This window comes from Rhizobium bangladeshense (assembly GCF_017357245.1).
Classification (GTDB): domain Bacteria; phylum Pseudomonadota; class Alphaproteobacteria; order Rhizobiales; family Rhizobiaceae; genus Rhizobium; species Rhizobium bangladeshense.
Genome location: NZ_CP071612.1, coordinates 1,538,022 through 1,563,237 on the forward strand (window position 1 = coordinate 1,538,022; position 25,216 = coordinate 1,563,237).

Below are 25,216 nucleotides of genomic sequence, written 5' to 3' on the forward strand. Positions count from 1 at the left end.
GAATTTTCTGCTTACTTCGCGTTCAAGAACTCGCCGACCTCGAGCAAGCTGAACTCGTTGTCATCAGCCTTGTCGACAGCGCGGCCAGCCGAGAAGGGCAGGTTGTTGTCGTTGCCGATGATGATGTGCGTGGCGTCAACGCGGTCGACGTTTTCAATCGTGACGAACGGCATGTCGTAGACGCCGTCCTTGCTGCCCGCCTTCTTCTTGTTGTCGGGGTTCTGGATGTTCAGGAGATCGATATAACCGATCTTGCGGACGGCCTTGCCGACATTAGCGTCATTGAATTCGATCTTGTAGACGCGCTTGAGTACGGCCGGAGCTTCGAAGCAATCCGGCTTCGGCTGCTTTGGATCGGCGCAGGCCTTATCGCTGGTGCCGGCGCCGCTGTCGCGCTCGATGATGAGGGCGGTGGTATCGTCGAGCATGTTGAAATCGCCGATCGCCACGCCTTTGTCTTCGAGGGGATAAAGCCAGCTGCGGCCTGTCCACTTCTTGGAGGCGACGTCGAATTCGATGACGCGGACAGCTGTATGGCCGCCGGCTGTTTCCATCGTCCCGTCATCCCCGTAGATGGCGCCTTCGAGCAGGCCGTAGAGTTTGGAACCATCTTTTGACATGGCAAGGCCCTCGAAGCCGCCGGAGCGCTTCAGGTTGAAGGCCGGCATCTTGGCGGCTGGGTTGCCCGGCAGCTGGATCATCGGATTGTCGGGCGAAAGCACCGGCTTGCCGTCGAGGGTGGTCGGGATCACGTCCGTCAGGCGACCTTCGGTGTCAACCTTGAGGATATAGGGGCCGAACTCATCGCCGAGCCAGAAGCCGTCGGCAACCGGCTGGATCGATTCGATGTCGAAGTCGGCGCCGGTGAGGTAGCGCGTGTCGGTGCCTTCGAGCACGATCGGGAACGGGGCAATCTTGTTCGGATCGGAGAGGAAGAGGTTCTTGACGACCTCAGCCTTGTTGGCGGCCCACTCGAACTTCATCTGGTGCAGGAACAGCATGGAATCGGAAGAGTTGGCCTTGGAACCGAAGCCGTTGTCGGAGAGTGTCCAGAAGGACCCGTCGGCCATCGTCTTGACGCCCGAAAAACCCTGGACCGGCTGGCCGTCGAACGGAAGTTTCAGGTCGGTTACACGCGCGCCGTCCTTGCCTGGAACGGTACCGAGCGCTTCGGTACGCTTGCGGTCCGACGTCGTGAACTTGCCGGAGTGCTTGAGGAAATCGGGGGCGTCGGCCGGAGCAGGAACCATTGTGTTGGCAGGCAGGATCGCCTGGCCGGCGAGCTTGGCCGGGAACTGCTGCTGGTCGGCCGAAACGGGGCCGGCAATCAGGATGAAAAGCGATACGGAAGCAAAAAGGGCGTTCTTCATAAATATCCCCATGGAACGGATGCGAATGGCTTCCGCTTAACAGGGCTTCCGTGTCAGCGAATTGACGGTTGAGTGAAGCTTTGGTGACGCTGGATAAATGGATACTGCTCAGCCGTGCAGAACGACTGCGGGCGTGTTCAGTACGGTCACCGCACGTGAGGAAAGCGCCATGACGCCGAGCGCTTGGCCGCGCCCCTTGACGGCGTGGATGCCGAGATCTTCGCAGGAAATTTCCTCGGGAAAAGTCATGCGCCGGGCAAGCTCTGCGGAGATCAGAACGTGCCGATTGAGGCTACGGCAGAGCGTCTCCAGCCGGGCGGTCGTATTCACCGTATCGCCGAAATAGCTGATCTTGTGGTGGTCGACGCCAACTTCCGCCGTGATGATCTCGCCGCCATGAAGAGCGGCGCGAAGCTTCGGCACCTGCCCGTAATTTTTCCGCCAGCCGGCGGCATTGGCTTCGATATCGGCGAGGATATCGAAGATGCAACGAACGCAGCGGGCATCCTTGACGCCGCGGGCAAGTGGCCAGGTAATGATCGCCGCATCGCCCACATAGTCATTGATCGTGCCCTTGTGGCGCCGGACCGGCTCGGCAAAGGTCGCAAACAGGGAGCTCAGCAACTGCTGTGCCCGGAGGTCGCCGTGCTTTTCGGCAAAAGCCGTCGAATCGACGAGATCGATAAACAGGAAGACACGCTCTTCCTTGACCGGATTGCGATAGCGGCTGATGAGCATGCTGACGAATACTTCGCGGCCGAGCAGCTCCCGCACGCGCAGGATGAAGATCAGCGCCGAGCAGACGGCAAGAGCATAGAGGAAGACCTCGAACGGCATGATGACGAGGTCGAGGAGCGACGTCGGCTTCAGCATGCCGAGCGACCAGAGCAGCAGGCCCGCGCAGGCAAAGCCGACGCTCATCAGGATTTCGTAGATCACCAGCTCCGTGATGATGAAGACAAAGGTCGGCAGCCTGTGGATGCGTCTGTAGAGAGTGCGAAACAGCAGCTTGCGCTCGAAGGCAAGAATCGGAATGCCGATGAAAAGCGCAAAGATCGCCCCGACAACCGGAGTCTGATTGGAGTAGAACATCATATCATAGACGACGCCGCTGGCAGCCAGCACGATCGTAATCAAGATCCAGTTCTGCGTCGGAGATATTTCCCGCATGCGGCCTCTTCGCGCTGAGCTTTCCTCCAGCCATTGTTTCAGCTGGAAAAAAAGCGTCAAGCGGATTCGAATTCATGGATGTCGCCCCGACGTTTGCAGCGGGGATAACGACATGCATAAAACAAGGACTGAAGTGCGTCGCCTGAATTGCTTGATGCGACGCGCCTTTGTTTTCAGAGGCTGACGGTTTCAACCTTCCGGCCAGCGAAGCGCAACCCGATCTGGCCCTGAATCAGCTGCAGCGCCGGCTCGCCGAAAAGGTCGCGTCGCCAGCCGTGCAGGGCAGCGACATCAGCCTTTTCGCCATCGGCGGCGATCTTGTCCAGATCCTCGCTGTTGGCGATCACCTTCGGCGCCACGCCATGTTTTTCCGAGATCAGCTTCAGCAGCACTTTCAGCAGCTCGACGGCCGCCGCTGCGCCCTCGGGCGCCTGCGCCTGACGAGGCACATGCGGCATTTCGGCTTTCGGAAGAGCGAGCGCAGCGTTAACCGCTTCGACGACTGCCGTCCCGGCGGCCGAGCGCTCCCAGCCCTTGGGAATGGTGCGCAAGCGGCCGAGCGCCTCGGCATCCTTGGGTTGCTGCTGGGCGATCTCGTAGATCGCATCGTCCTTCAACACGCGCGAACGTGGAACGTTGCGCGCCCGCGCCTCGCGCTCGCGCCAGGCGGCGACGTATTTCAGGATCGCCAGCTCCTGCGGCTTGCGCAGACGCATCTTCAGCCGCTGCCAGGCATCATCAGGATGCATGTCGTAGGTTTCACGCGCTTCGAGAATGTCCATTTCCTCGCGAAGCCATGACGTGCGGCCTTCTCGGTCGAGTTCAGCCTTCAGCGACAGGTAGACATCGCGCAGGTGGGTGACGTCGGCCAGCGCATATTCCAGCTGTTTTTCGGAAAGCGGCCGGCGACTCCAGTCGGTGAAGCGCGACGACTTGTCGATATGGACGTTCTTGATGCGGCTGACCAGCTGGTCGTAGGAGACGCTGTCGCCGAAACCGCAAACCATTGCCGCGACCTGCGTGTCGAAGATCGGATGCGGAATGAGATTGCCGCGATTGAAGATGATTTCGATGTCCTGGCGCGCCGCGTGAAAGACCTTCAACACCTTCGTGTCTGCCATCAGCTCGAAGAAGGGCGCGAGATCGATGCCCTTCGCCAGCGGATCGACGAGAACTTCCAAGGTCGGGCTTGCCATCTGGATCAGGCAGAGCTCCGGCCAGAATGTCGTCTCACGCAGGAATTCGGTGTCAATGGTGATGAAGTCGGACTTGGCCAGCTCTTTGCAGGCGGCCGCCAAATCGGCGGTGGTTTCGATCATATCAATTCATTCGCAAGGAAAAGGTTGGTTGAACCTTCCTTCTCCTTTCGCTTCGATATGTCAATACAACAGCATACGCTTCGCGCATTGCTGAAGAAGAATCACGTCCAAACTGAGGCAAAGCGAATGCTTCAGCTCACCCTGACGTAGCTGGTCATCCCCGTCTTCTGGTGTTCGATGATATGGCAATGCAGCACCCAGTCGCCAAGATTATCGGCGACGAGGGCCAATTGCACCTTCTCGTCCGGCTGGACGAGGTAGGTATCGGACACCAGCGGCATCACCTCCCGCGTCGAGGAGGAGATCACCGTGAAGCTCATTCCATGGAGGTGGATAGGATGTGCGTGCGGTGTGGTGTTCTCGAGATTGAACACATAGCTCTTGCCGAGCTTCAATTCCGCGAGAGGCGCCGTCGGATCCGGCGTGTCTCCCGGCCACGGGACCTTGTTGATTGCCCAGAAGCTGTAGCCGAGCGTGCCGCAGATGCTTTCGGCGGCGGCATTTTCCGCGGTGGCGCTCAATACCAGCGGGATCTGTTCGGCAGCGGAAAGATCGAGCGCCGGAACAGGATTTTGGCCAAGAGGTCCGAGATCGCCGATATCGCGCTTCAACGATGCTCCCATCGAACGCAGGCTGGCGATCGTCTTTGGCGCCGTGCCGCGAATATCTTCCAGTGTCGCGACGGCGCCTTCTTCATCCGGCATGCGCACGGCAAGATCGAGCCGCTGGCCAGGCCCGATCTGCAGGAGGTCCAGGGGGAAGCGTTTCGGCACCGGATTGCCGTCAATTGCGATGGCTGTCGCCTCTGCGCCCACCATCTTCAGCGAGAAAATGCGCGTCACGTCGGTGATGGCGATGCGCAGCCGCACCAATCCGCCGGCCGGCGCATCATATTGCGGCTCCTGACGCCAGTTGGCGGTGCGTAGCGTGCCGTAGGTGCCGCTCTTGGCAGCGTCGCGCGGCCGGAAGGGGGCGATGAACTGACCGTCGCCTCCGAGCCGCCAGTCGCGCAGATTGAGCAGCACCTCGGCGTCGAACTCCGGATCGGCCGGATCCTCGACGATGAGCATGCCGGTCATGCCGTGCCCCATCTGCGTCAGCGTGTTGCAATGCGGATGATACCAGAAGGTGCCGGCATCGGGCGGCGTGAACGCATAGTCGAAGCTGTCGCCGGTATAGATATAGGGCTGCGTCACGAAGGGCACGCCATCCATGCGGTTGTCGATGCGAAGCCCGTGCCAATGGATTGTGGTCGGCTCGTCGAGCTCGTTTTTCAGCCTCGCCGCATAGCGCCGCCCCTTGGTCATTCTCAGAACCGGCGGCATGCCCTCATGGCCCCAGCTCATGATATTCCTGGTCGGTCCAGCCTTGGTCAGCACGGCCTCGGTCTTTACAGCCGTCAGCAGCTGCGGCTCAGGTGCAGCCTCGGCAAGCCCGAATTTGCCCGCAATGGCGATGCCGGCGCCATAGGCGCCCGCGACGGCGGATGCCTTCAGAAGGTTGCGGCGGGTCAGGAGAGGCATGCGGAGGCTCCATGATGGGAATGCCGCTCCTTTTAAAGTTGAGCCGCATCTTCATCAATAAGGGAATGGCGGCTAAACTGCCGCAGCCTGGGGGTCGCAGCCTCGCCATAAACGCGTGCCAAACCCAGGGGCGGGGCGCGCCGAGCCTTGACAAATCGGAGCGTCCATGCGCTTTTCCGCCCGATTTTCTTGTCGGCGCGTGAGGGTCTTCGAACCCCTGCTGCCGTCTTAAGCCACATGCCAGGATTTGAGATCATGCATCGCTACCGCAGCCACACATGCGCCGCCCTCCGCAAGACGGATGTCGGCTCGACCGTCCGTATCTCCGGCTGGGTCCATCGCGTTCGCGACCATGGCGGCGTTCTCTTCATCGACCTTCGCGACCATTACGGCATCACTCAGGTCGTCGCCGACCCGGACAGCCCCGCCTTCAAGACGGCGGAAACCGTCCGTGGCGAATGGGTCATCCGTATCGACGGCCTCGTCAAGGCGCGTACCGAAGAGACAGTCAACAAGAACATGGCGACCGGCGAGATCGAGCTCTACGCGCAGGAGATAGAAGTGCTTTCCGCCGCCAAGGAACTGCCGCTGCCGGTCTTCGGTGAGCCTGATTATCCGGAAGACGTCCGCCTCAAGTATCGCTTCCTCGACCTTCGCCGCGAAACCCTGCATAAGAACATCGTCAAGCGCACCCAGGTGATTTCGGCCATGCGCCGTGAGATGGGCGGCGCGGGCTTCACCGAGTATACCACGCCGATCCTGACGGCCTCCTCGCCGGAAGGCGCGCGCGACTTCCTCGTGCCTAGCCGTATTCACCCCGGCACCTTCTACGCCTTGCCGCAGGCGCCGCAGCAGTACAAACAGCTGCTGATGGTCGCAGGATTCGACCGCTATTTCCAGATTGCGCCGTGCTTCCGCGACGAAGACCCGCGCGCCGACCGCCTGCCGGGCGAATTCTACCAGCTCGATCTCGAAATGAGCTTCGTGACCCAGGAAGACGTCTGGAACACGATGGGCCCGCTGATGACCAAAGTGTTCGAGGAGTTTGCGGACGGCAAGCCGGTCACCAAGGAATGGCCGCGCATCCCTTATGACGAGGCAATCCGCAAATATGGCTCGGACAAGCCGGACCTTCGCAACCCGATCGTCATGGAAGCGGTGACCGAGCATTTCGCCGGCTCTGGCTTCAAGGTCTTCGCCGGCATGATCGCCTCTAACCCGAAGGTTCAGGTCTGGGCGATCCCGGCAAAGACCGGCGGCTCGCGCGCCTTCTGCGACCGCATGAACGCCTGGGCGCAGAGCCAGGGCCAGCCGGGCCTCGGCTACATCTTCTGGCGCAGCGAAAGCGAAAAGCTCGAAGGCGCGGGTCCCCTTGCCAAGAACATCGGTGAGGAACGCACCGAAGCGATCCGCACCCAGCTCGGTCTCGGCGATGGCGACGCCTGCTTCTTCGTCGCCGGCGAGCCGGAAAAATTCTACAAGTTTGCAGGTGAGGCCCGCACCAAGGCCGGCGAAGAACTGAACCTCGTCGACCGCGACCGCTTCGAACTCTGCTGGATCGTCGATTTCCCCTTCTTCGAATGGAACGAGGAAGAGAAGAAGGTCGACTTCGCCCACAATCCGTTCTCGATGCCGCAGGGCGGCCTTGAAGCGCTGCAGAGCCAGGATCCATTGACGATCAAGGCGTTCCAGTATGACGCCGTCTGCAACGGTTTCGAGATCGCCTCTGGTTCGATCCGCAACCAGTCGCCGGAAACCATGGTCGCCGCCTTCGAAAAGGTCGGCCTCAGCCAGCAGGACGTCGAGGATCGTTTCGGTGGCCTCTACCGCGCCTTCCAGTATGGCGCGCCGCCACATGGCGGTGCTGCCTTCGGCATCGACCGTATCGTCATGCTGCTCGTGGGTGCTAAAAACCTGCGCGAGATCTCGCTCTTCCCGATGAACCAGCAGGCTCAGGATCTGTTGATGGGCGCTCCGAGCCCGGCGACGCCGACGCAGCTGCGCGAACTCGCGATCCGCCCGATCCCACCGGCGAAAAAGGACTGAGTTCGGCTCATTGTCGAACGAAAGAGCCCAGCGGTTTTTGTTTGCGCGGATCGTTTGATTTGAAACAAGAAAGGGCCCGGCAGCGGAACTGCCGGGCCCTTTGCTTAAGATGTAAGCGATCAGTCGTTGGCCGAAACCTTGACGCCGAGCACCTGCGGCAGCGTGTTCGGCGCGCCCATCGCGGCACCGACGATCGTCGGCAGCGGCACCGGCTTTTCAGGAGCGGCCTTGACCGTGAGGCTTTTGGGGTCGTCGAGGTAGGTGTTGACAGCGGCCGAAACGGCATTCTGCAGCTCGGGAATATTCAACTGCGCCAGCATGATCGGCGTCATCGCCTTCAGCGAATCCGCCATCTGTTTGCCCGACATGTTTTGTTGCGCGCCAGCATAATCGAGTGCGCGCTTGGTGATCGAGGCATCTTCGAAGCGCACGTGAGCGCCCTCGAAGGAGAGCTGCTGCATCAAGCCGAGCATGGCAAGGCCGAGCGCCTGCTGCGACTGCTCCTTGTTCGGGTTGGTCTCGGATTGCTTCATCGCATCCTGCAGCGACTTCACGAAGGCCATGGTGTAGCCGGAGATTTTGAAGCCGAGGTTGAGCTTGCCGATATTGGTGAAGTCCAGCGCAAATTCGGAAATGTCGATCGTGCCGGGCGCAAGTTCCCAGGCGCCCTTCATGGTGATGTCGCCCTGGACGTGTTGTAGGGCGAGCTTCTCGATCGCATCCTTGCTCTGTGCATCCTCTGTCTTGCTGAGATCGGCCTTCATGCTTTTGAAGGCACCGTCGAAATCGAAGCCGGATTCGTCTTCCCGCAACGTCAGGTTCATGTCGCTTTCAAGCACCGAGAACACTTCCGCGCCGTCCTTGACCACCTTCAGCGGGCCGGTATGGGCGTTTTCGTAGAGCATCATTGTATCCAGGCTGTCGCCGCCCGGTGTGGCCGGGACCGAAATGCCGCCGAGCGTCAGCTCCTGCGCGGTCACGGTGACGCCGTCGTTGGTGGTGTTGATGTCCGGGAAGGCGGCCTGTTCGATATAATATCCGCCTTCCTCGTCTTCTTCCACGCCGGACAGAGTGACCTCGCCGATGGCGAGGCTCTCGCCGCCGGTGGGTTTGACGCTGACGTTCTTCAAGGTCACGGTGGTGCCCTCGACATCGACGCCGTCAGCCGAAATCGTTCCGCCCTGTGCGGCATAGGCGGCATTGAGCTTCTTCAGCAGGTCGGCGCCATCTAGAGCGAAAGCCGAGCCGGCGAGCGAGAAAAAGGCTGCGCTCGACAGCATCAGCCGTGTTGTCCGGTGAAAGTTCATTGGGTGATTCCTCTGGTGGCGTGTGGCTGTTTGGAAATCTGCAGTTACGCTACTACGGATTAGGTCGGCTTTATATTGCGGCCCACTAATTTTTTGTTGAAAGGAAGGGCAAACAAAATCCAAATTGCGGATGATGCTTATCTCGTTCTTCAATGTCGATCGGTAGACTTCATCCACAGCTGCAATGGCCTGGATTCCTTGCCCGCCGGGCTCTTCTGAGCTAGTCAGGACCCATGGGACAAGAGATTTTGCCGCCTTCCGGCGGAGACGACGACAACATTCAACCGGTCGACCTGAAGGCGGCGCTCGAGCAGCGTTACCTCGCCTACGCGCTGTCGACCATCATGCACCGCGCCTTGCCTGACGTGCGCGACGGGCTGAAGCCTGTCCATCGCCGCATCGTCTACGCGATGAACGAGATGGGCCTGAGGCCGACTTCGGCCTTCAGAAAATGCGCCAAGATCGTCGGCGAGGTGATGGGTAACTACCATCCGCACGGGGACCAGTCGATCTACGACGCGCTTGCCCGTCTTGCCCAGGATTTCTCGCAGCGCTACACGCTGGTCAACGGCCAGGGCAATTTCGGCAATATCGACGGCGACAGCCCCGCCGCCATGCGTTACACTGAATCGAAGATGACGGCGGTTTCCGAACTGCTGCTCGAAGGCATCGACCAGGATGCCGTCGATTTCCGCGACACTTACGACGAATCGAATTCCGAGCCGGTCGTGCTTCCCGGCGCCTTCCCGAACCTGCTTGCCAACGGCTCCTCCGGCATCGCCGTCGGCATGGCGACCTCAATCCCGTCGCACAATGCCCATGAGCTTTGCGACGCGGCCCTGCATCTGATCAAGCATCCCGACGCGACCGTCGAGAAGCTGGTCGAGTTCATTCCCGGCCCGGATTTCCCGACCGGCGGCATCATCATCGACAGCCGCGACAGCATCGTCGAGAGCTACCGCACCGGCCGTGGCGGTTTCCGCGTGCGGGCGAAATGGCAGACGGAGGATCTGGGCCGCGGCGGCTACCAGATCGTCGTCACCGAAATTCCCTTCCAGGTGCAGAAATCCCGGCTGATCGAAAAGATCGCCGAGCTGCTGATCGCGCGCAAGCTGCCGCTATTGGAAGATATTCGTGATGAATCGGCCGAGGACATCCGTATCGTCCTGGTACCGAAGTCCCGGAGCGTCGATCCGACGATCCTGATGGAATCGATGTTCAAGCTGACGGAACTCGAAAGCCGCTTCCCGCTCAACATGAACGTTCTGTCCATGGGCCGAATCCCGAAGGTCATGGCGCTGAACGAGGTGCTGAAGGAGTGGCTGGACCACCGTCGTGAGGTCCTGCAGCGCCGGTCGCGCTTCCGTCTGGCCGCGATCGACAAGCGACTCGAAATCCTCGGCGGCCTTCTGATCGCCTACCTCAACATCGACGAGGTGATCCGGATCATCCGCGAGGAAGACGAGCCGAAGCCCGTCATGATGGCGCGATGGGATCTGACCGATAATCAGGTTGAGGCGATCCTCAACATGCGTCTGCGCGCCCTGCGCAAGCTGGAAGAATTCGAGATCCGCAAGGAGTTCGACGAACTCACCAAGGAAAAGAGCGAGATCGAGGCGTTGCTCGCCTCCGACGACAAACAGTGGCAGACGGTCGCCTGGGAAATCGGCGAAGTGAAGAAGAAATTCGCCAAGGCGACGGAAGTCGGCCGCCGCCGCACCCAGTTCGCCGATGCGCCTGAGGCCGATGAGGATGCGATCCAGCAGGCGATGATCGAGAAGGAACCGATCACCGTCGTGATCTCAGAAAAGGGCTGGATGCGTGCGCTGAAGGGCCATATCACCGATACGGCGACGCTGACCTTCAAGGAAGGCGACGGCTTGAAGGTGGCCTTCCCGGCGCAGACGACGGACAAGATCCTGATCGTCACCACGGGCGGCAAGGCCTTCACGCTCGGTGGCGACAAGCTTCCGGGTGGCCGCGGCCACGGCGAACCTTTGCGTATTATGGTCGACATGGATAACGACCAGGCAGTGCTGACCGCCTTTGTCCACGATCCCTCGCGCAAGCAACTGATCGTCTCGACGGCGGGCAACGGCTTCGTCGTTCCCGAGTCCGAGCTGGTCGCCAATACGCGCAAAGGCAAGCAGATCATGAATGTCGCGCTGCCGGAGGAAACGCAGCTGCTGGTGCCCGTTAGCGGCGATCATGTCGCCGTCGTTGGCGAGAACCGCAAGCTGCTGGTCTTCCCGCTTGCGCAGGTGCCGGAAATGTCGCGCGGCAAGGGCGTTCGCCTGCAGCGCTACAAGGACGGCGGCATTTCCGACGTCCGCTGCTTCGCGATAGCAGACGGCCTCGTCTGGGAAGACAGCGCCGGCCGCACCTTCACGAAGAACCGGGACGAACTTGCCGAATGGCTGGGCGACCGCGCCAGCGCCGGCCGCACCGTGCCGAAGGGTTTTCCGCGCAGCGGCAAGTTCGCCGGCTGAGCTTTCACTGGGCCGCGTGTGCCGTCAGGCGCGGCCCGTAAACACCTGAATCTTCATAATATTCCCGAACTCATCCTCCCGATTCAGGGGTGTGCGGTAAATTCTGCGATAGGCTCTTGGCGAGCTCCGGAACCTCTCTATCTTATGCCTGTTACAAAAAATAAGAGAAGGCCGGTTCCGTGGGCGGACGGAGCGGCTGTTGCCCGTGCGCTTAGGGAAGGCGCGCGCGCCTTAACGGAGGAAAATCGATGCTTGCCGCCAACACGATCAAATGCCGTGTCAGCCACACCTATAAGGCGTCGCCGGCTGTCGTCTACGACGCCTGGCTCAACCCCGAAATCGCCCGCCGTTTCCTGTTTGCGACCAACGATGGTCATGTCATCCGGGCCGATATCGACCCGCGCGTCGGCGGGCGCTTCTTCATCGTCGACCGCCGCCCGACAGGAGACGCTTTTCACCAGGGCGTGTTCCTGGAATTGAAGCGCCCCCGGCACATGGCGTTCAGCTTCACCGTCGAGGAACACGATCATAACTGCGACCGGGTCGAGATCGATATCGAGTCTCTCGGCAGCGGCAGCCGCCTGACATTGACCCACACAATGTGCGCTGAGTGGGCCGAACACGAGGAAAAGACCCGGCAGGGCTGGGCGCATGTGGTCGAATCGCTCGGCAAGGAGCTGGAACAGCAGCAATTTAAGGCTACGGGTTGAGCGGTTTGCTGAAATCCCGAAGAAAGCGGGTCGCGCCGTCCTCGTCGATCTCTCTGACGGCGACGGCAAGGACGTTACAACACTTGCCTGATGCTCTTCCGCCGCGCCATCCAGAGGGAATGCGCGGCAATTGTCGCCACCAGAATGCTGCCGCCGACGAGTGTCATCGCCGCCGGCGTTTCGGCAAAGATCAGCCAGACCCAGATCGGCGCAAGCACCGTTTCCAACAGATAGAACATGCCGACTTCGGGCGCGGAAAGATAACGTGGCCCCGTTGCCAGGCACCAGAACGCAACCGGCATCACGATGGCACCGTTGAAGAGAATCCAGCCGGGATGGGCGATGGCAAGGCCTGAGGGCAGTGCCTGCGCGAGGCCAAGCACAGCCGGCAAAAAGGCGGCGAGCAGCGGCACGAAGCCCATTTCCCGGCGCGACGCACGCCCGACCGTGATGGCTGCGGCAAGAATAAGCGCGCTGAGAAGCGCCATGGCGTCGCCAAAAGCATGGCCGCTGGAAAGCCCTTCGCTGACGATCAGTCCGACACCCAGGATCATGAACAGCATGGCGATCAGCGTTGCGGGCTGCGGCTTCTCCTTGAGAAAGATCCAGGAAAGAAGAGCCCCGAACATGGGGTTGAAGGCGACGATGAAGACGACATTGGCTGTATTCGTATTGAAAACGGCCAGCACGAAGGTAAGTGAGGAGAGGCCATAGAGCAGACCGGCGAGTAGACCGGGTCGCCCCGGCACAAGGACCGGCCATTTGCCTGAGGCAAGGCGCATTGCTCCAAGGATGACAAGCGTGGCCAGAACCGTTGCTGCGCTTCGCATTCCGAGAATCGACCAGATGTCGCCCTCGCCGAGGCGGACAAGCGGAATATCAATCGAAAGCGCCAGGCCGCCGATCGCCGTCAGCAGCAAGCCCTTCCGGTGGTCGGAAGTATGGGACATTCAGTCGTGGGTGCTTTCGGGCATGGAGGAGGGGTCGAAACGTTCCCAGCCGCGCGGCGTCAGATGCTCCTGCGGCTGAAAGCGGGTCTTGTAGTCCATTTTCCGGGATCCCTGAACCCAATAGCCGAGGTAGACATGCGGCAGGCCGAGCGCCCTCGTGCGCCTGACATGGTCCAGAATCATGAAGGTGCCGAGCGAACGTCGCTCAAGAGCCGGATTGAAATAGGAATAGACCATCGAGAGCCCGTCACTCATCGTGTCGGTCAGTGCGGCGGCAAGCAGCTCGCCTTTCGGCCGCTCCTCCAGCCCGGAGCCTTCCTCGCGCCGGCGGTATTCGACGATTCGCGTATTCACATGCGTGTCTTCCACCATGATTGCATAATCGAGCACCGTCATGTCGGACATGCCGCCCTGTTGGTGGCGATAATCAAGATAGCGCCGGAAAAGTGAATATTGCTCGCTGGAAGGCTGAGCGGCGAATTCGGTGGCGATGACGTCGGCATTGGCGGCAAGCACCCGCTTCATTGATTTCGTCGGTTCGAATTCCTGGGCGAGGATTCGCACCGAAACGCAGGCTCGGCAGGATTCACACGCCGGCCGGTAGGCGATGTTCTGCGAACGGCGGAACCCGCCCTGGGTGAGAATGTCGTTCATCTCGGCGGCCCGCGGGCCGACCAGATGAGTGAAGACCTTGCGTTCCATCTCATGCGGCAGATACGGACACGCAGCCGGAGCCGTCAGATAAAACTGCGGGGATGGCGTCGTCTGCGTATTCATTTGTCGCGGAAGTTTCCTTGTCGAGACAGTGCCGTTTTCTGACAGCATGACCTAAGAATGGAAAACGTCAACAGCGCGGCGGTCTTCGCCCTTCATTTCAGTCTTCTAATTTTGGATATGGAGCGTCGTCATCCCGGGTATAGGGAAGGCGGAGAGTTTTTTCGTCTCCGCCGCCAAGGTCTCAGGCAGAAGGTCTCAGGCAGTGCGCACCGTCACCGTGCCGACCAGGAGGTCGTGGATGAGACGGCTGCGTTCGGTAAACAGGCCGGCAAGCAGGATGAGTGGCGTCAGTACCGAGTTGAGGATCCAGAACAGCGCCAGATGCACGATCGCCGTCAGGAAATCCATCGGACGTCCGTCGAAGCGCATCATCGCGATTCCCATCGCCCGCATGCCGAGCGAAGCCTGGCTCGGCCCGCCGACGGTCAGGCCGAAGTAAATGCCCGCGACGATCACGAACAGGGCGGGGTAGAGAAGAAAGCCGAGTCCCAGCGTGAGGATTGACAGGAAGAACAGCACGACCGCAGCTGGAATCCAGAGCAGCGCTACGATGACGTAATCGAGGATGAAGGCGAAGACGCGGCGGCTCAACACGCCGCTATAGGCGCGCCAGTCCTCCGGTGCGGCATAAAGCGGATTGGGGTTGTAGCTCATCTTAATCTCCTCTCGCAAAAGCGATGGCGCTGATATGGTGTCAGCGGGGCGAAATACAATCATCCGCCCTGAAATCACCTCTTTGCGAGAATTTTCGCCACCTCGACCGCGAAATAGGTGAGGACGCCGTCGCATCCGGCCCGTTTGAACGACAGCAGCGTTTCAAGCATCGCCCGCTCGCCGTCGATCCAGCCGTTCATGGCTGCGGCTTTGATCTGCGTATACTCACCCGAAACCTGGTAGGCGAATGTCGGCAGGCCGAAGGCCTCCTTCATCCGCCAGCAGATGTCGAGATAGGGCAGGCCGGGCTTGACCATGAGCATGTCGGCGCCTTCTTCGACGTCGAGGGCGGCGTCGCGGATCGCCTCGGTGCCGTTGGCCGGATCGATATAATAGGTTTTCTTGTCGCCCTTCAGCAGACCGCCCGTCGAGATTGCCTCGCGATAGGGGCCGTAGAAAGCGGAGGCGAATTTCGTTGCATAGCTCATGATACCGACGCTTTGATGGCCGGCGGCGTCGAGCGCCCTGCGGATCGCCCCGATGCGCCCGTCCATCATCTCCGACGGCGCGATGATGTCGGCGCCGGCATCGGCCTGCATCACGGCGGCTCGGGACACCTGATCGACCGTCTCGTCGTTGACGATCTCGCCGCCTCTCAGAATTCCGTCATGGCCATGGCTGGTGAAGGGGTCGAGCGCGACGTCGGTGATGACGCCGATCTCCGGCACTGCCTTCTTGATCGCCGCCGTCGCCTGATTGATCAGATTGTTGGCCTCAAGGCTATTCGAACCGGTCTCGTCACGCAGCTCCATCTCGATATTGGGAAAGGTCGCCAGCGCCGGAATACCGAGGCCGGCCGCTTCGCGCGCGGCCTCGACCGCCTTGTCGATGCTCATGCGGTTGACGCCCGGCATGGCCGGGATCGGATCGATGATACCGGAGCCCGGCACGATGAAGATCGGCCAGATCAGGTCGTCGACCGTCAGCTGGTTCTCCCGTACGAGTCGGCGCGTCCAGTCCGCCTTGCGGTTGCGCCGCATGCGGCGATGGCCGGTGATGTCGTCGACGAGATGCGTCTTATCCTGCATGATATCTATCCCCACGCCATTCCATTTATCGGAGCGCTCATTATCATGGCGCCCGGAAAATCCAAACCGGACGATTGGCCGCGGCGGAAAAACCTGCTTGTAACGATCCGATCCCGAACCGATGTTTGCGCCATGGAAACCGAATCCCCGACAATACCGAAACGCACGCTGGCGGATCTTCTCTTCATCCTCTTTCTGAGGCTGGTCGCCGTATCCTGCTTCTGGTTCGGGCTGCAATATTGGGCGATGCTCGTCGGCTATTCCCTGGTCGGGGCCGGCCGCTTCGATCTTTTGAGCCTGCCGTGGAAGGTCGCAAGCACCAGCCTTGCCGTGCTTTTCCCCGTCGCTTCCCTCGGCCTCTGGCTCACCGTCTCCTGGGGACCGGTCATCTGGGTGCTGGCCGCAGGCGGGCAAATCCTGATGTATGGGCTGTTGCCTGACATTTTTGGGCCCAACAAGCTGATCATCCTGCTGCATCTCATGGTCGCTGCGGTCTACTGCATTTTCCGCCTGCTGCTCTGGCTGGAAAAGCGCCGGCACCGCCGCCAGGTAAGTGTTGATTTACCCTGAGACAACGTGGAGTTTCCGGTAAGGCTCCATTAAGCCTGCGGTTTAAGTCGAATTTTATATGTATTCGATAGGGTCTCACTCAAGGCGGGAAGAAAACGACACCGCCAAACAAAACAGTGAGGCAGTCAATATGAACACGAAAATCAAGCCGCAGGCGGTATCGAACTTCCGTGACCAGCAGGATCAGGGCATCCGTGATCTTTACATGGAATCCCTTCATCTTGTCGAACGTCTTCATCGCCGTCTTCTCGACGTCATCAAGGACGAGTTCGACCGTCAGGGCCGCAGCGACGTCAACGCCATTCAGGCGCTGCTCCTTTTCAACATCGGCAATTCCGAGCTGACAGCCGGCGAGCTGCGTTCCCGCGGCTACTATCTCGGCTCCAACGTTTCCTACAACGTCAAGAAGCTGGTCGATCTCGGCTTCATCAACCACCAGCGCTCCCGCATCGACCGCCGCTCGGTCCGCATCAGCCTGACCGAAACCGGCCAGGAGATCGCCGAAACGGTCGCAAGGCTCTATGAACGCCACATCGCCTCAATCGACAAGGTCGGCGGCATCGGCACCGACGAGTTCACCCAGATGAACAAGCTGCTCCAGCGCCTGGATCGCTTCTGGAACGACTCGATCATGTATCGCCTCTAAGACCCTCGACCTCCTTTCAGGGTTGAAGAAAACCGGATGCGTTCCCTGCGCGTCCGGTTTTGCCGTTGCGCCCGTGGCATCTTTGCAACGCATGGCAGGCAAGCGTAAGAGCCGGTATTCAAGCCGTTTTTTAGCCGTTATTAACCGGCACGATTTACCCCGTCATATGGTTCGTTGCGTAATGAACTCGGCCATCGGCAGCTGTCTTCGGCCTGGCAACACGAATTGGCCATATTGGTGTGGCAGCGGAAGGTTGACAACCGGCGCTTTCAATGGACCAGGAACGTTCAGGCTTTCGCATCGCAATCTTGTGATGCGGCGGGCAGAATTTTCCGATGTGCCGGGAGTAACGAATGGATGAGATCTGCGTTACGGCGCAGTGATATCGCAAAGGGCCGCGCTTCCTTTGTAGCGGCATTCAGTGGTTGGGACTATGTCGAAGAAAAACGGAAATGAAGCTCTCTCGCGCCGCGCTTTCCTTGCGTCGGCGGCAACGGTTGGCGCCAGCGCAATTGCCGCGCCGGCCTTTGCCCAGTCTGCGCTCGATACTCTGATCAACGCGCCGCGGCGCGGCAACTGGGACGACCAGTTCGACGCCAAGGCGGCTTCGCGCACGGCAACCGCCGTCGTTTCCAATACACCAATCCTGGGACCCCAATCGGTTGCTAGCGCCCAGCAGGCGATCATGCAGTATCAGCAGATTGCCGCTGCCGGCGGCTGGCCCGAAGTCAATCCGGGTGATCAGCGCCTGCAGCTCGGTGTTTCCTCTCCCACTGTCCAGGCGCTGCGCCAGCGTCTGGCGATCACCGGCGATCTGCCGCGCGAGGCGGGCCTCTCCAATGCCTTCGATTCCTATGTCGACGGCGCCGTCAAGCGCTTCCAAGCGCGTCACGGCCTTCCGGCCGATGGCGTTCTCGGCGAATTCACGCTTAAGGCGCTGAACATCCCCTGCGATGTCCGCCTGCAGCAGTTGAACACCAACCTCATCCGCCTGCAGACTTTCCCCGAAGATCTCGGCCGCCGTCACGTGATGGTCAATATCCCGGCCGCCTATGTGGAAGCTGTCGAAGACGGGAGCGTTGCGACGCGCCACACCGCGGTCGTCGGCCGTCTCAGCCGCCCGACGCACATCGTCAACTCCAAGATCTACGAAGTCATCCTCAATCCCTATTGGACTGCGCCGCGCTCGATCGTCGAAAAGGACATCATGCCGCTGATGCGCAAGGATCCAACCTATCTCGAAAAGAACGCCATCCGCCTGATCGACGGCAAGGGCAACGAAGTCTCTCCCGAAACCGTCGACTGGAACGGCGAGGCGCCGAACCTGATGTTCCGTCAGGACCCCGGCAAGATCAACGCCATGGCGTCGACGAAAATCAACTTCTACAACAAGAACGGCGAGTACATGCACGACACGCCGCAGCAGGGCCTGTTCAACAAGCTCATGCGTTTCGAATCCTCGGGCTGCGTCCGCGTTCAGAACGTTCGTGACCTGACGAACTGGCTGCTGCGCGAAACTCCAGGCTGGAACCGCCAGCAGATGGAGCAGGTGATCGCAAGCGGCGTCAACACGCCGATCAAGCTCGCCATGGAAATTCCGGTCTATTTCGTCTACATCTCCGCCTGGGGTATGCCAGACGGGATCGTCCAGTTCCGCGACGACATCTATCAGATGGATGGCAATGCCGAACTCGCGCTCGACACCACGGCTGGCATGGAACAGCCGGTCCAGTAAGCGGCGATCTGAGCATCACGATTTTGAGAACCGCGCTTTCCGGCGCGGTTTTTCATGCCCGAGAGGGCGCTTCGGCACCACGGCCGCTCAGCAAACGCAGAGAACGGTCACAAAAGGGCCGCAGCGCGCGCTTTGCCCAGCAAATGTCGTTCTTCGTATTGCCCTTGCCACGGCGGAAGGCTAATACCTCACCGCATTCCAGTTGAGGAGCCCGCCCATGACCAATGCTTCCACCGAATCCTTCTTCAATCGCTCGCTTGCGGACGTCGATCCCGAGATTTTCGGCGCGATCGGAAAGGAACTCGGTCGCCAACGGCATGAGATCGAACTGATCGCTTCCGAGAACATCGTTTCCCGAGCCGTGCTGGAAGCCCAGGGCTCCATCATGACCAACAAATATGCCGAGGGTTATCCCGGCAAGCGTTATTACGGCGGTTGCCAGTTCGTCGATATCGCCGAAGAATTGGCGATCGAGCGTGCCAAGAAGCTGTTCGGCGTCAATTTCGCCAATGTTCAGCCGAATTCCGGCTCGCAGATGAACCAGGCCGTGTTCCTGGCGCTGCTGCAGCCCGGCGACACTTTCATGGGTCTCGACCTGAATTCGGGCGGCCACCTCACCCATGGTTCGCCGGTCAACATGTCCGGCAAGTGGTTCAATGTCGTCTCCTACGGCGTACGCGAAGGTGACCACCTTCTCGACATGGATGAGGTCGCACGCAAGGCCGAAGAGCACAAGCCGAAGCTGATCATCGCCGGCGGCACCGCCTATTCGCGTATCTGGGACTGGAAGCGCTTCCGCGAGATCGCCGACAGCGTCGGCGCCTATCTGATGGTTGACATGGCCCACATCGCCGGCCTCGTCGCCGGAGGGCAGCATCCGTCGCCGTTCCCGCACTGCCACGTCGCGACGACCACGACCCACAAGTCGCTGCGTGGCCCGCGCGGCGGCGTCATCCTCACCAATGAGGAGGACCTCGCCAAGAAGTTCAATTCGGCCGTCTTCCCCGGTCTGCAGGGCGGTCCGCTGATGCATATCATCGCCGCCAAGGCAGTAGCATTCGGCGAGGCGCTGCAGCCGGAATTCAAGGAATATGCCGCCCAGATCGTCAAGAACGCCCGGGCGCTTGCCGAGACACTGATCGCTGGCGGCCTCGACGTCGTCTCCGGCGGCACCGACAACCATCTGATGCTCGTCGACCTGCGCAAGAAGAACGCCACGGGCAAGCGCGCCGAGGCAGCGCTCGGCCGGGCTTACATCACCTGCAACAAGAACGGCATCCCCTTTGACCCGGAGAAGCCTTTCGTCACCTCCGGCGTGCGCTTGGGCGCACCGGCCGGGACGACCCGCGGCTTCAAGGAAGCCGAATTCCGCGAAATCGGCAATCTCATTGTCGAGGTTCTGGACGGCCTGAAAGTCGCCAATTCCGACGAAGGGAACGCCGCCGTAGAAGCCGCGGTGCGCGGCAAGGTGGTCAGCCTCACAGACCGCTTCCCAATGTATGACTACATGGGATAAGGAGTAGCGATGCGCTGCCCCTATTGCGGTTCGGAAGATACCCAGGTCAAGGATTCGCGCCCGGCGGAGGACAACACGTCCATCCGCCGGCGGCGTATCTGTCCGGATTGCGGAGGCCGCTTTACCACCTTCGAGCGCGTGCAGTTGCGCGAGTTGATGGTCATCAAGAAGACCGGCCGCAAGGTTCCGTTCGACCGCGATAAGCTGGTGCGCTCCTTCGAAGTGGCGCTGCGCAAGCGCCCCGTCGAGCGCGATCGCATCGAGCGCGCGGTATCCGGCATTGTCCGCCGGCTCGAAAGCTCCGGCGAGACCGAGATTTCCTCCGAGCAGATCGGCCTGCAGGTGCTCGAAGCTATGAAGAGCCTCGACGATGTCGGCTTCGTGCGCTACGCCTCGGTCTACCGGGATTTCTCGCTTGCCGAGGATTTCGAGAAGGTCATTTCCGAAATCAACGCGAAGATCGCCCGCGACCCGCTGGACGGATGAGCCATGAGCGTCACGGGAGATGACGAAGATTTCATGGCAGCCGCGATCCGCCTGTCTCGCCGGCATCTCGGCCGCACCGCCGCCAATCCTTCCGTCGGCTGCCTGATCGTCAGGAACGGCGTCGTCGTCGGCAGCGCGGTCACGGCGCCCGGCGGCCGCCCGCATGCCGAGCCTCAAGCGCTGGCGGAAGCCGGCGAACTTGCCCGGGGCGCTACTGCCTATGTGACGCTCGAACCCTGCTCGCACCACGGCAAAACGCCGCCCTGCGCCGAGGCGCTGATCTCCTATGGCGTTGCCCGCGTCGTGATCAGCGTCACCGATCCCGACCCGCGGGTTTCGGGCCGTGGCATTTCCATGCTGCGTGACGCAGGCATTGAGGTAACGACAGGCGTGCTGGAGGTCGAGGGCAGGCGCTCGCTGGCCGCCTATCTCACCCGCCAGACGAAGAATCGGCCCTATGTGACTCTCAAACTTGCCGTTTCCGCCGATGGCATGATCGGCCGCCCGGGGGAGGGCCAGGTGGCGATCACCGGGCCGCAGGCCCGCGCCCAGGTGCAGGCCTTGCGAGCCGAAACCGACGCCATCCTCGTCGGCATCGGCACGGCGATAGCAGACGATCCGCTTCTGACGGTGCGCACACCAGGGCTCGAAGCGCAATCGCCAATCCGCATTGTGCTCGATCCCTCGCTGGCATTGCCGCTGACGAGCAAGCTGGTTCAGACGGCGCGGGAGGTGCCGGTCATCGTGGTGGCGAGCGAGGAAGTATCGCCATTGGCTGCGGATGCCGAGGGATTACCTCCCTCTGTCCCGCCGGAGATCTCCGCCACAAGGGGGGAGATCGGCAAGGAGCGCGATTCGCATTCCCAAGATGGCCTCTCATCACCAGGATCTGAAGATGCTGGGAAGAGAGTTGGCCACGATTCGATCTCCCCGGGGGAGATGCCCGGCAGGGCAGAGGGGGGTGATGCACCCGCCGAGACAGCCAACGTGGAATCCCGCCGCGCAGCACTCGAAGCGGCCGGCGTCGAGATTGTCTACTGCAATCCCTATCATCCCCAGGTCCTGCTGCCGGCGCTTGCGACCCGCGGCATCTCTTCACTTCTGGTCGAAGGCGGCGCAAAGACCGCGCGGCTTTTCCTCGAAGCAGATCTCGTCGACCGCATCCATCTTTACCAGGCCCCTGTCATCATCGGCGAAGGTGGTATTGAATCGCCGTTGCAGGCAACCGACATACCATCCGGTTTCGCCCATAGGGGCACGTATATATTCGGCGCCGATCGCCTGGATGAATATGAAAGAGAGAATTGATGTTCACCGGAATTGTCACTGACGTCGGTACGATCGAAAGCATCTCGCCGCTCAAGGACGGCATCAAGCTCCGCGTCGCCACGAGTTACGACCCGGCGACAATCGATATGGGCGCGTCGATCTCGCATGCCGGCATCTGCCTCACCGTGACCGGCCTGCCTGCCGAAGGAACCAACGGCCGCTGGTACGAGGTCGAGGCGTGGGAAGAGGCGCTGCGGCTGACGACGATCGGCACATGGCAAGAAGGCAGCCGCATCAATCTAGAACGGTCGCTGAAGATCGGCGATGAACTTGGCGGCCACATCGTTTCCGGCCATGTCGACGGCAAGGCGGAAATCCTGTCGGTGACATCCGAGGGCGACGCGACGCGCTATCGCTTACGCGCTCCCGAGCATCTGGCGAAATTCGTCGCCCCCAAAGGATCGATCGCGCTCGACGGCACCTCGCTGACGGTCAACGCCGTCGACGGCACCGACTTCGATGTTTTGCTCATCCGCCATACGCTCGAAGTCACCACCTGGGGCGAGCGAAAGGCTGGCGATTTCGTCAATTTCGAAGTTGACACCATGGCGCGTTACGCTGCCCGACTGGCGGAATTTCCGAGCACGCAAGCAGCAGGAAACGTCTGATGCTACGGGCGAATAAATAACACAGAACACGCGGTCCATTTTGGAGGTTATGCGCCGGTTGAAAGGGACAGCGCATCGGGCGGGCCGGACAATTCAAAAATCCGGGGACAATTTCGTCAGATACTCGCCGTAGGCGCTCTTGCCGAGCTTCTTCGCCAGCCTGGCGAGCTCGTCCTGAGAGATGTAACCCATACGCCAGGCGACTTCTTCGGGGCAGGCGATTTTGAAGCCCTGGCGTTTCTCCAGTGTGCTGACGAAACCTGCGGCATCGTGCAGGCTGTCCGGTGTGCCGGTGTCGAGCCAGGCATAGCCCCGGCCCATCAATTCGACGAAAAGCTGGCCGCGCTCGAGATAGGTGCGGTTGACATCGGTGATTTCCAATTCGCCCCGCGGTGAAGGCTTCAGGTTGGCGGCGATATCGACCACCTGCTGGTCGTAGAAATAGAGGCCGGTCACCGCCCAGTTCGTTTTCGGCTCCTTCGGCTTCTCCTCGATCGACCGCGCGTTCATCTCTTTGTCAAAGCTGACAACGCCATAGCGTTCCGGATCGGTGACGTGATAGGCGAAGACCGTCGCGCCTTCCTGCCGGCTCGTGCCGGATTTCATGATTTCCGCCAGTCCGTGCCCGAAGAAGATGTTATCGCCGAGAACGAGTGCCGAGCTGTCGCCGTGTACGAAGTCGGCGCCGATGATGAAGGCCTGGGCAAGGCCGTCCGGGCTCGGCTGTACGGCATAGGTCAGCGAAATTCCCCATTGCGAGCCGTCGCCGAGAAGGCGTTTGAAGGCTTCGACGTCATGAGGCGTAGTGATGATCAGCAACTCCCTGATGCCGGCGAGCATGAGCGTCGTCAGCGGATAGTAGATCATCGGCTTGTCGTAGACAGGCATCAACTGTTTCGAGACGGCCTGCGTAATCGGATGCAGACGCGTGCCCGTGCCGCCGGCGAGAATAATCCCCTTCATGCCTATCTCCTTAAAGACCTTTATTCAAAAGGTCTTGCATGACAACCGTCATGGACTGCTTCCACTCCGGGAGCCGGATCCCATATATTCTGGCGAGCTTGTCGCCGCTGAGACGCGAATTGGCGGGACGCATCGCAGGTGTCGGATAGTCCGCCGTCGGGATGCGTTCGACGCTGACCTTTCTGCCGCCGGATTTGAGAAGCTCCGCGAATATCTCCTCGGCGAAGTCCGCCCAGCTTGCCTCGCCGCTGCCGGTCAGGTGAAAGGTGCCGCGGAGCGATGGCGCTGGGTCCGCTACAACACGGGTTGCGATCGCAAGAACCGCGTCGGCTATGTCGAGTGCCGAGGTCGGGCATCCTGTCTGATCGGCGACAACGCGAATATGATCGCGCGTCTCCGATAGTCGCAGCATTGTCTTCAGGAAATTGGTGCCAAAGGGCGAATAGACCCAGGCCGTGCGCAAGATGACGTGGTTCGGGTTCGCCGCCGCGACGGCCTTCTCGCCCGCGAGCTTCGAACGCCCATAGGCGGAAATCGGCGCCGTCCCATCCTCTTCGGAATACGCGGATGCCTTGTCGCCGCTGAAGACGTAGTCGGTTGAAATGTGGATGACCGGGGCCTCGATCCGCGCGGCAGCCTCGGCCACCGCCCCGGCGCCTGTCGCGTTGATAGAAAAAGCAAGATCGGGCTCGCTCTCGGCCTTGTCGACCGCCGTATAGGCGGCGGCCGAGACGATCACTTCCGGGCGCAGAGCCGAGAAGGCGGCTGCGATGCTTGGAGGATCCGCAAGGTCCATTTCCGGCCGCCCCACCGCAATGATTTCGATGCCCCTTTCGGCGCCACGTCTGAGCAGCGACTGAACGACCTGGCCCTGTTTGCCGGTGACGGCGATGCGCATCGCTTATTGTCCCTTGAAAACGCCGAGGCGTTCGCCGGAGTAGACGTTTTCGCGTAGCGGCTTCCACCACCATTCGTTTTCCAGGTACCAGTGCACGGTCTTCTCGATGCCGGTGTCGAAGGTCTCTTGCGCCTTCCAGCCGAGTTCGCTTTCGAGTTTCGAGGCATCGATTGCATAGCGTGCGTCGTGTCCGGGGCGGTCCGTGACGTTGGTGATCAGACGCGCATGCGGTGCCTTGTCATTGTAGACGCCGTCGAGAATAGCGCAGATGCGGTGAACGACATCGATGTTCCTGCGCTCATTGCGGCCGCCCACATTGTATTTTTCGCCGGGGCGCCCTCTGGATGCGATCGTGAAGAGCGCGCGGGCGTGGTCTTCGACATAGAGCCAGTCGCGAACGTTCGCGCCATTGCCGTAAACCGGAAGAGGCTTGTCCTCCAGTGCGTTCAGGATCATCAGCGGAATGAGCTTTTCCGGGAAATGGAAGGGGCCGTAGTTGTTGGAGCAATTGGAGACGACGACCGGCAGCCCGTAGGTGCGGTGCCAGGCAATCGCCAGATGGTCGCTCGCCGCCTTGGAGGCTGAGTAGGGCGAGGACGGATCGTAAGGCGTCGTCTCCGCGAAGAGGCCCTCGGCGCCGAGCGAGCCGTAGACCTCGTCAGTCGAGACATGCAGAAAGCGGAAGGCTCTCTTGCGGCGAGCCTCAAGCCCGTCCCAATAGTGCCGTGCGGTATCCAGCAGGCTGAATGTACCGACGATATTGGTCTGAATGAAATCGGCCGCGCCCGAGATCGAGCGGTCGACATGGCTCTCCGCCGCGAGATGCATGACGATGTCGGGGTGGAAGGACGCGAATGCTTCCTGCATCCTGGCGCGGTCGCAGATGTCGGCGCGCAGGAATTGATAGTTCGGCGCCGATTCGACGGATTTCAGCGATGCCAGATTGCCGGCATAGGTCAGCGTGTCGACATTTAGCACCTCGGCGCCGACCTCGCTGACAAGATGGCGCACCAAGGCCGATCCGATGAAGCCCGCTCCGCCCGTGACCAGTATGCGCATAGG

At 60.8% G+C, this 25,216-nt stretch carries 22 protein-coding genes and 1 pseudogene; 10 read left to right on the forward strand and 13 right to left on the reverse strand.

Features of this window, described 5'->3' with window-relative positions:
* Positions 1–11 precede the first annotated feature (11 nt).
* From J2J98_RS07445 to J2J98_RS07460, 4 genes are all read right to left on the reverse strand, one after another.
* Entirely contained in the window at positions 12–1,370 is a 1,359-nt protein-coding gene (locus tag J2J98_RS07445; RefSeq protein ID WP_207602758.1) for an esterase-like activity of phytase family protein, read from the reverse strand.
* A 108-nt stretch (positions 1,371–1,478) separates the two neighbouring features.
* Complete coding sequence (locus J2J98_RS07450; protein ID WP_207602759.1) at positions 1,479–2,540, reverse strand: adenylate/guanylate cyclase domain-containing protein; 1,062 nt, start codon at positions 2,538–2,540, stop codon at positions 1,479–1,481.
* Between the two features lie 173 nt (positions 2,541–2,713).
* On the reverse strand, positions 2,714–3,859 hold the full coding sequence (gene rnd / locus J2J98_RS07455) for a ribonuclease D (RefSeq protein ID WP_207602760.1): 1,146 nt from the start codon (positions 3,857–3,859) through the stop codon (positions 2,714–2,716).
* Between the two features lie 131 nt (positions 3,860–3,990).
* On the reverse strand, positions 3,991–5,382 hold the full coding sequence (locus J2J98_RS07460) for a multicopper oxidase family protein (protein ID WP_138395066.1): 1,392 nt from the start codon (positions 5,380–5,382) through the stop codon (positions 3,991–3,993).
* Positions 5,383–5,637: 255 nt separating this feature from the next.
* Between J2J98_RS07460 and aspS the strand changes: the two genes are divergently transcribed.
* Positions 5,638–7,428, forward strand: a complete 1,791-nt coding sequence (aspS, locus tag J2J98_RS07465; RefSeq protein ID WP_064711172.1) for an aspartate--tRNA ligase — start codon at positions 5,638–5,640, stop codon at positions 7,426–7,428.
* A 119-nt stretch (positions 7,429–7,547) separates the two neighbouring features.
* Here the strand turns inward: aspS and J2J98_RS07470 are convergent, their stop codons facing one another.
* Positions 7,548–8,735 (reverse strand): YdgA family protein, encoded by a 1,188-nt coding sequence (locus J2J98_RS07470; protein ID WP_207602761.1) that lies wholly within the window; start codon positions 8,733–8,735, stop codon positions 7,548–7,550.
* A 233-nt stretch (positions 8,736–8,968) separates the two neighbouring features.
* Here J2J98_RS07470 and parC point away from each other — a divergent pair, with 233 nt between their 5' ends.
* Together parC and J2J98_RS07480 are read left to right on the forward strand one after the other, a co-directional pair.
* Positions 8,969–11,224, forward strand: a complete 2,256-nt coding sequence (gene parC, locus J2J98_RS07475; protein ID WP_207602762.1) for a DNA topoisomerase IV subunit A — start codon at positions 8,969–8,971, stop codon at positions 11,222–11,224.
* A gap of 248 nt (positions 11,225–11,472) precedes the next feature.
* The gene (locus J2J98_RS07480) at positions 11,473–11,934 is read left to right on the forward strand and encodes an SRPBCC family protein (protein ID WP_064711174.1); all 462 of its coding nucleotides are present in this window, start codon (positions 11,473–11,475) and stop codon (positions 11,932–11,934) included.
* Here J2J98_RS07480 and J2J98_RS30265 read toward each other — a convergent pair.
* From J2J98_RS30265 to hemB, 5 genes and pseudogenes are all read right to left on the reverse strand, one after another.
* Positions 11,924–12,007 (reverse strand): annotated as a pseudogene (locus J2J98_RS30265) (type II toxin-antitoxin system death-on-curing family toxin); the annotation flags it as partial. The gene J2J98_RS07480 and the pseudogene J2J98_RS30265 overlap by 11 nt on opposite strands.
* Before the next feature lies 1 nt (position 12,008).
* The gene (locus J2J98_RS07485) at positions 12,009–12,884 is read right to left on the reverse strand and encodes a DMT family transporter (RefSeq protein ID WP_207602763.1); all 876 of its coding nucleotides are present in this window, start codon (positions 12,882–12,884) and stop codon (positions 12,009–12,011) included.
* A complete protein-coding gene (locus tag J2J98_RS07490; RefSeq protein WP_064706849.1) occupies positions 12,885–13,661 on the reverse strand; it encodes an arginyltransferase in 777 nt (258 codons plus the stop codon). It lies immediately after the preceding gene.
* 195 nt (positions 13,662–13,856) lie between these two features.
* Positions 13,857–14,315 carry an RDD family protein gene (locus J2J98_RS07495; protein WP_207602764.1) on the reverse strand — a complete coding sequence of 153 codons (459 nt, stop codon included), beginning with the start codon at positions 14,313–14,315 and terminating at the stop codon, positions 13,857–13,859.
* Positions 14,316–14,389: 74 nt separating this feature from the next.
* Complete coding sequence (hemB, locus tag J2J98_RS07500; RefSeq protein WP_207602765.1) at positions 14,390–15,403, reverse strand: porphobilinogen synthase; 1,014 nt, start codon at positions 15,401–15,403, stop codon at positions 14,390–14,392.
* A 132-nt stretch (positions 15,404–15,535) separates the two neighbouring features.
* Here hemB and J2J98_RS07505 point away from each other — a divergent pair, with 132 nt between their 5' ends.
* The 7 genes from J2J98_RS07505 (at position 15,536) to J2J98_RS07535 (ending at position 22,293) form a co-directional block, all read left to right on the forward strand.
* Positions 15,536–15,973, forward strand: a complete 438-nt coding sequence (locus tag J2J98_RS07505; RefSeq protein WP_138395072.1) for a DUF6163 family protein — start codon at positions 15,536–15,538, stop codon at positions 15,971–15,973.
* A 130-nt stretch (positions 15,974–16,103) separates the two neighbouring features.
* On the forward strand, positions 16,104–16,619 hold the full coding sequence (gene ldtR, locus J2J98_RS07510) for a transcriptional regulator LdtR (protein WP_064706853.1): 516 nt from the start codon (positions 16,104–16,106) through the stop codon (positions 16,617–16,619).
* Between the two features lie 433 nt (positions 16,620–17,052).
* Positions 17,053–18,354, forward strand: coding sequence for a L,D-transpeptidase family protein (locus J2J98_RS07515; protein ID WP_207602766.1), 1,302 nt, complete (start codon positions 17,053–17,055; stop codon positions 18,352–18,354).
* A 217-nt stretch (positions 18,355–18,571) separates the two neighbouring features.
* Positions 18,572–19,870: a serine hydroxymethyltransferase gene (gene glyA / locus J2J98_RS07520; RefSeq protein WP_207602767.1), complete on the forward strand. Its 1,299-nt coding sequence runs from the start codon at positions 18,572–18,574 to the stop codon at positions 19,868–19,870.
* Between the two features lie 9 nt (positions 19,871–19,879).
* Complete coding sequence (gene nrdR / locus J2J98_RS07525; protein ID WP_064706856.1) at positions 19,880–20,356, forward strand: transcriptional regulator NrdR; 477 nt, start codon at positions 19,880–19,882, stop codon at positions 20,354–20,356.
* A 3-nt stretch (positions 20,357–20,359) separates the two neighbouring features.
* Positions 20,360–21,664 (forward strand): bifunctional diaminohydroxyphosphoribosylaminopyrimidine deaminase/5-amino-6-(5-phosphoribosylamino)uracil reductase RibD, encoded by a 1,305-nt coding sequence (gene ribD / locus J2J98_RS07530; RefSeq protein ID WP_207602768.1) that lies wholly within the window; start codon positions 20,360–20,362, stop codon positions 21,662–21,664.
* Entirely contained in the window at positions 21,664–22,293 is a 630-nt protein-coding gene (locus J2J98_RS07535) for a riboflavin synthase (protein ID WP_207602769.1), read from the forward strand. The genes ribD and J2J98_RS07535 overlap by 1 nt, the downstream gene beginning before the upstream one ends.
* A 93-nt stretch (positions 22,294–22,386) precedes the next feature.
* Here the strand turns inward: J2J98_RS07535 and rfbA are convergent, their stop codons facing one another.
* Genes rfbA through rfbB form a run of 3 tightly spaced genes read right to left on the reverse strand, consistent with a single transcriptional unit; the run spans position 22,387 to position 25,213 of the window.
* Positions 22,387–23,256, reverse strand: a complete 870-nt coding sequence (gene rfbA / locus J2J98_RS07540) for a glucose-1-phosphate thymidylyltransferase RfbA (RefSeq protein ID WP_207602770.1) — start codon at positions 23,254–23,256, stop codon at positions 22,387–22,389.
* 10 nt (positions 23,257–23,266) lie between these two features.
* A complete protein-coding gene (gene rfbD / locus J2J98_RS07545) occupies positions 23,267–24,154 on the reverse strand; it encodes a dTDP-4-dehydrorhamnose reductase (protein WP_207602771.1) in 888 nt (295 codons plus the stop codon).
* Positions 24,155–24,157: 3 nt separating this feature from the next.
* Positions 24,158–25,213 (reverse strand): dTDP-glucose 4,6-dehydratase, encoded by a 1,056-nt coding sequence (gene rfbB / locus J2J98_RS07550; protein ID WP_207602772.1) that lies wholly within the window; start codon positions 25,211–25,213, stop codon positions 24,158–24,160.
* Positions 25,214–25,216: the final 3 nt, after the last annotated feature.

What these genes read in the sequence shown, in the direction of transcription:
- parC (WP_207602762.1), top strand. Translation starts at nt 8,969, where the DNA reads ATGGGACAAGAGATTTTGCCGCCTTCCGGCGGAGACGACGACAACATT.
- J2J98_RS07450 (WP_207602759.1), bottom strand. Translation starts at nt 2,540, where the DNA reads ATGCGGGAAATATCTCCGACGCAGAACTGGATCTTGATTACGATCGTG.
- J2J98_RS07490 (WP_064706849.1), bottom strand. Translation starts at nt 13,661, where the DNA reads ATGAATACGCAGACGACGCCATCCCCGCAGTTTTATCTGACGGCTCCG.
- rnd (WP_207602760.1), bottom strand. Translation starts at nt 3,859, where the DNA reads ATGATCGAAACCACCGCCGATTTGGCGGCCGCCTGCAAAGAGCTGGCC.
- aspS (WP_064711172.1), top strand. Translation starts at nt 5,638, where the DNA reads ATGCATCGCTACCGCAGCCACACATGCGCCGCCCTCCGCAAGACGGAT.
- ldtR (WP_064706853.1), top strand. Translation starts at nt 16,104, where the DNA reads ATGAACACGAAAATCAAGCCGCAGGCGGTATCGAACTTCCGTGACCAG.
- glyA (WP_207602767.1), top strand. Translation starts at nt 18,572, where the DNA reads ATGACCAATGCTTCCACCGAATCCTTCTTCAATCGCTCGCTTGCGGAC.
- rfbD (WP_207602771.1), bottom strand. Translation starts at nt 24,154, where the DNA reads ATGCGCATCGCCGTCACCGGCAAACAGGGCCAGGTCGTTCAGTCGCTG.
- ribD (WP_207602768.1), top strand. Translation starts at nt 20,360, where the DNA reads ATGAGCGTCACGGGAGATGACGAAGATTTCATGGCAGCCGCGATCCGC.
- nrdR (WP_064706856.1), top strand. Translation starts at nt 19,880, where the DNA reads ATGCGCTGCCCCTATTGCGGTTCGGAAGATACCCAGGTCAAGGATTCG.
- J2J98_RS07460 (WP_138395066.1), bottom strand. Translation starts at nt 5,382, where the DNA reads ATGCCTCTCCTGACCCGCCGCAACCTTCTGAAGGCATCCGCCGTCGCG.
- J2J98_RS07515 (WP_207602766.1), top strand. Translation starts at nt 17,053, where the DNA reads ATGTCGAAGAAAAACGGAAATGAAGCTCTCTCGCGCCGCGCTTTCCTT.
- J2J98_RS07470 (WP_207602761.1), bottom strand. Translation starts at nt 8,735, where the DNA reads ATGAACTTTCACCGGACAACACGGCTGATGCTGTCGAGCGCAGCCTTT.
- J2J98_RS07485 (WP_207602763.1), bottom strand. Translation starts at nt 12,884, where the DNA reads ATGTCCCATACTTCCGACCACCGGAAGGGCTTGCTGCTGACGGCGATC.
- J2J98_RS07535 (WP_207602769.1), top strand. Translation starts at nt 21,664, where the DNA reads ATGTTCACCGGAATTGTCACTGACGTCGGTACGATCGAAAGCATCTCG.
- J2J98_RS07480 (WP_064711174.1), top strand. Translation starts at nt 11,473, where the DNA reads ATGCTTGCCGCCAACACGATCAAATGCCGTGTCAGCCACACCTATAAG.
- rfbA (WP_207602770.1), bottom strand. Translation starts at nt 23,256, where the DNA reads ATGAAGGGGATTATTCTCGCCGGCGGCACGGGCACGCGTCTGCATCCG.
- J2J98_RS07505 (WP_138395072.1), top strand. Translation starts at nt 15,536, where the DNA reads ATGGAAACCGAATCCCCGACAATACCGAAACGCACGCTGGCGGATCTT.
- J2J98_RS07445 (WP_207602758.1), bottom strand. Translation starts at nt 1,370, where the DNA reads ATGAAGAACGCCCTTTTTGCTTCCGTATCGCTTTTCATCCTGATTGCC.
- rfbB (WP_207602772.1), bottom strand. Translation starts at nt 25,213, where the DNA reads ATGCGCATACTGGTCACGGGCGGAGCGGGCTTCATCGGATCGGCCTTG.
- J2J98_RS07495 (WP_207602764.1), bottom strand. Translation starts at nt 14,315, where the DNA reads ATGAGCTACAACCCCAATCCGCTTTATGCCGCACCGGAGGACTGGCGC.
- hemB (WP_207602765.1), bottom strand. Translation starts at nt 15,403, where the DNA reads ATGCAGGATAAGACGCATCTCGTCGACGACATCACCGGCCATCGCCGC.